At 56.0% G+C, this 3,601-nt stretch carries 5 protein-coding genes; all 5 read left to right on the top strand.

Features of this window, described 5'->3' with window-relative positions; translation table 11 throughout:
* Positions 1 to 912, top strand: a 912-nt coding sequence (locus ACF8AM_RS02410; RefSeq protein ID WP_392554105.1) for a nucleotide sugar dehydrogenase, incomplete at its 5' end; no start/stop codon positions are given.
* 381 nt (positions 913 to 1,293) lie between these two features.
* Positions 1,294 to 2,025, top strand: coding sequence for an FHA domain-containing protein (locus tag ACF8AM_RS02405; protein ID WP_392554104.1), 732 nt, complete (start codon positions 1,294 to 1,296; stop codon positions 2,023 to 2,025).
* A 3-nt stretch (positions 2,026 to 2,028) separates the two neighbouring features.
* On the top strand, positions 2,029 to 2,601 hold the full coding sequence (locus ACF8AM_RS02400; RefSeq protein WP_392554103.1) for an RNA polymerase sigma factor: 573 nt from the start codon (positions 2,029 to 2,031) through the stop codon (positions 2,599 to 2,601).
* Positions 2,602 to 2,732: 131 nt separating this feature from the next.
* Positions 2,733 to 3,308: a hypothetical protein gene (locus ACF8AM_RS02395; protein ID WP_392554102.1), complete on the top strand. Its 576-nt coding sequence runs from the start codon at positions 2,733 to 2,735 to the stop codon at positions 3,306 to 3,308.
* Between the two features lie 103 nt (positions 3,309 to 3,411).
* Positions 3,412 to 3,601, top strand: a 190-nt coding sequence (locus tag ACF8AM_RS02390; protein WP_392554101.1) for a hypothetical protein, incomplete at its 3' end; no start/stop codon positions are given.

Below are 3,601 nucleotides of genomic sequence, written 5' to 3'. Positions count from 1 at the left end.
GGAACGGCCATCGAAGACTTGTTGGCACCCGATCGTGTGTTGATCGGCGGAGAAAGCGATGAGGCCGTGCAGGCTCTCGTGGAGGTTTATGCCAAGTGGGTCCCGCGCGAAAGATTGTTGACGACCAACCTGTGGAGCAGCGAGCTTTCCAAGTTGACCGCCAATGCGTTTTTGGCTCAACGGGTGTCGTCGATCAATTCCATTTCCGCTCTTTGCGAGGCCACCGAAGCTGATGTGGACGAAGTCGCGATGGCGATCGGGATGGATTCACGCATTGGGCCGAAATTCTTGAAGGCGTCGGTCGGTTTTGGGGGCTCCTGTTTTCAAAAGGACATCCTCAATCTCGTTTATCTGTGCGAGTACTTTGGGTTGCCCGAAGTGGCGGATTACTGGCAGCAGGTCGTGGCGATGAACGACTACCAGAAACGACGCTTCGTTCACCGAATGGTCCGAACGATGTTCAACACCGTTTCGGACAAGAAGATCGCGGTCTGGGGATTCGCGTTTAAAAAGGACACGAACGACACGCGTGAATCCGCGGCGATCTATGTTTGCCGTGACCTGTTGTTAGAAAAAGCACGGTTGTCGATTTACGACCCGCAAGTCACCAAAGCTCAGGTGGTCGCCGATTTGGAGGCCGTCTTCCGAAATGGTGATCAAGAGATCAGTGCTGCATCGCGTCAGTTGATTGAAAACAACATTGAGGTGGTCTCAGATGCCGAATCCGCGGCCGATTCCGCCCATGCGATCGCTGTCTTGACCGAATGGGATGAGTTTGCAAAAGCAGATTTCGAAAAAATTCGTCAGGCGATGAAGAAGCCTGCGTTCATCTTTGACGGCCGGAACACGCTCAAACCGCTGGGCCTCGAAAAGCTTGGGTTTGATTACCAAGGCATCGGATTCAGCCGCTGATTGGGGGCAATCGGCGTGGCCGCTTCCATTCATCTGCCCGGGCACTGGGACTTGCTGATCGCATGTTCCGTGTGCCCTTTAGCCTCTTGGAGGGGATGGCTGAGTGTCTGAGGGGGTAGTGGCGGGGAAACCAACGATATGAGCATCGAAAGAGGTATTAATCCTCTCCCACTGGCCGTTCAATTACAATAAGATCGGCGGCAAACGTGATTGCAACATTGCTTGCATTCGTTTCTTCCGGGTGGAAGAAAGTGGATAGAAAGTGACAGAGTGAGCCAAGATTGGTCCCTCTATTGCACAAGCATGAACCACGTTTGACCGGTCAAGTCGCGCACGTTTGCTTCCGAATCGTGCGTTTGGTTTTCGCAACGAAGGGTACCGATGCAAGTTAGACTGCGAGTCCAATCGGGCAGCCACGAAGGCAAGGAAATCGAGGTCTCTGGTAAGAGATTCTTGATTGGACGTAGCGAATCTTGCCAGCTTCGTCCCAAGAGCGAGTCGGTCAGTCGCCGGCATTGCATATTGGCGATCAAGGACGGTCGGGTTCTGGTTCAAGACCTGAAGAGCCGGAACGGAACGTTCGTCAACGACAAACGTTTGCCCGCGGACAAGGCCAAGGTGCTCAAGGACGGAGACAAACTTCGTGTCGGCAAGTTGATGTTCTCGCTGGTCATCGAGCACGGTTTGCAAGCGGCGAAAAAGCCCGAGGTGAAAAGCGTCGCGGATGCCGCGGCACGCACGAAGAAAGAAGCCAGCGATGACAGTCGCTTCGAGGACGTCGATGTTGATTCTTGGTTGGACGAAGCGGATGCGATCGACCGTGTTCGCAAGCAGACTGACCCCGACACCCGCCAATTTCGTCTGGATGACAAAGAAAGCTCCCAAAGCGACGACCTGTCGGTCGATGGCACGGTGATGATCGAGGACGCGTCCGATAAGAAAAAGGACGACGACACACGCATGTCATCGGACGATGACACCAGCACGGGAGCTCGCGTGATTCCGCCCAAGAGCAAACCTGGCAAGTTGCCCGCCGGAGCAAAGAAAGCACTCAAGGAAAATTCCCGAGATGCTGCCGACGATGCCTTGAAGCGTTTCTTCAGCGGCCGCTAAGGCATGAAAACCGTGTCGCTCGCGATGTTGTCCAACGAGGCTTTGGCAGATGCCTATCTAGGACATGATGCCGGGATGGATTCTGCCTTCACCGAACTGTTTCGGCGGCATCGGGATTTGGTTTACCGGGTTTGTGTTCGTTGGCTCGGGCACCATCAAGATGCGGAAGATCTGACGCAGGAAACGTTCCGTCGAGTTGCCGCGTCGATTCAATCATGGGATCGCTCTCGTCCCATTGAGCCATGGTTGACCACCATTGCTGGCAATCGCTGCCGTTCTTTTTTAGCGAAGCAGCGGTCCAAACCCCGCGTGTCGGGCATCGATGAATCTCACGTGGCGATCGCCGGAGTGGATTCGCCGGCCAACGGCATCCAAGCAACCCAGTCGCTTCGGGACGCAATGGAATCGTTGACGATTTCCTCGCGGCGAGCGTTTGAGTTGGTCCATTTTGACGGGATGTCATACGAACAAGCGGCTCAAGTGATGGGCCATCCTGCGGGAACCATCAAGACTTGGGTCCATCGAGCGCGGATGCAGGTGATCAACCGCGTTCGAGAAGCGGGAGGTGTCTCGTGAATCGTTCGACCGTCTCTTCAAGCATCCGTTCCGCCGCGACAACCACATCCGTTCCTGCAACCTCGGGGACGCACGGTCAAACGCTCCAGACGACGGGCGGTGGCCCCGCTTGTGAAGCATTCGAGGCGCGTTTGAATCATTGGATCGACGCGGGCGCTGATGCGGAGATCGACGAGGACCAGCACTTGGTCAGTTGCCCGCATTGTCAGCAGACTCTGACGATATGGCGTCAGTTGGAAATGGGCGTCCGAACCCCTGAGGGCGGCTGGAACGCCTCCTCCGTCAAACCGTCGTTCGCTCGCAAAGCCGCTCGCTGGTCCGTGACGTTGGCAGCCTGCTTTTTCGCTGTGATTGTTTTGCGGCCACCGGGGAATCAATTACCGGTTGACCAAGCGGATTCTGGCGTGGGCTCGACAAGCGATGGGGTACAATGGAAAGGTGCAGCGCCCATTTCCAATTCGTCTGGGTTTAGTGGGAATGGCTCGCTCGCCAGCGATCTTTCGAATGAAGGTTCCGGCCTGGCTCGCGAAAACGATTCGGCGGAGGCTTTCTTGGCGGCGGACGACGTGGCGGTGGAAGCGGCGTCGGACGAGTCCATTTTGCTGGCTCGATGGATCGCACAGTCGCGTCCGACGGTTGCTCAGTTGAGCGTCGGTGTCGCTCCGCTCGGTAGGACGCTGCAACGCACCGCCAATCTTTTCTATTGATTGCTTTCGAAATCGAGTCCTCATGAAAGACGCCTTCTCAACCTCGGATGACAACAGAATGTCGAGTTGGGTGAAGAGGGATTGGAGCAGAAGAGGCGGTTCTGTGGTTCGGTTGACCACGCTGGCGATGTTGGTGTTGGGGCAAGCTACCCTGCTGAACGCAGAGCAGTTGATTTCGTTGCGGAACGGCATGGTGCTGCGGGGCGTCTACTTGGAAATCGCCGGCATGAACCAGAACGCCTTTTCGGCGGCCGGCGAAGGCGGCATTCAAAACCGTCCCATTTGGGTTGTCG

Origin of the sequence: Rhodopirellula sp. JB055 (genome assembly GCF_043100905.1) — a bacterium.
Lineage (GTDB): Bacteria > Planctomycetota > Planctomycetia > Pirellulales > Pirellulaceae > Rhodopirellula.
This window is presented reverse-complemented; position numbering and strand designations above follow the sequence as displayed.

Bases quoted from the DNA above. Each gene is read 5' to 3' on its own strand.
- ACF8AM_RS02405 (WP_392554104.1), top strand. From the start codon at position 1,294: ATGCAAGTTAGACTGCGAGTCCAATCGGGCAGCCACGAAGGCAAGGAA.
- ACF8AM_RS02400 (WP_392554103.1), top strand. From the start codon at position 2,029: ATGAAAACCGTGTCGCTCGCGATGTTGTCCAACGAGGCTTTGGCAGAT.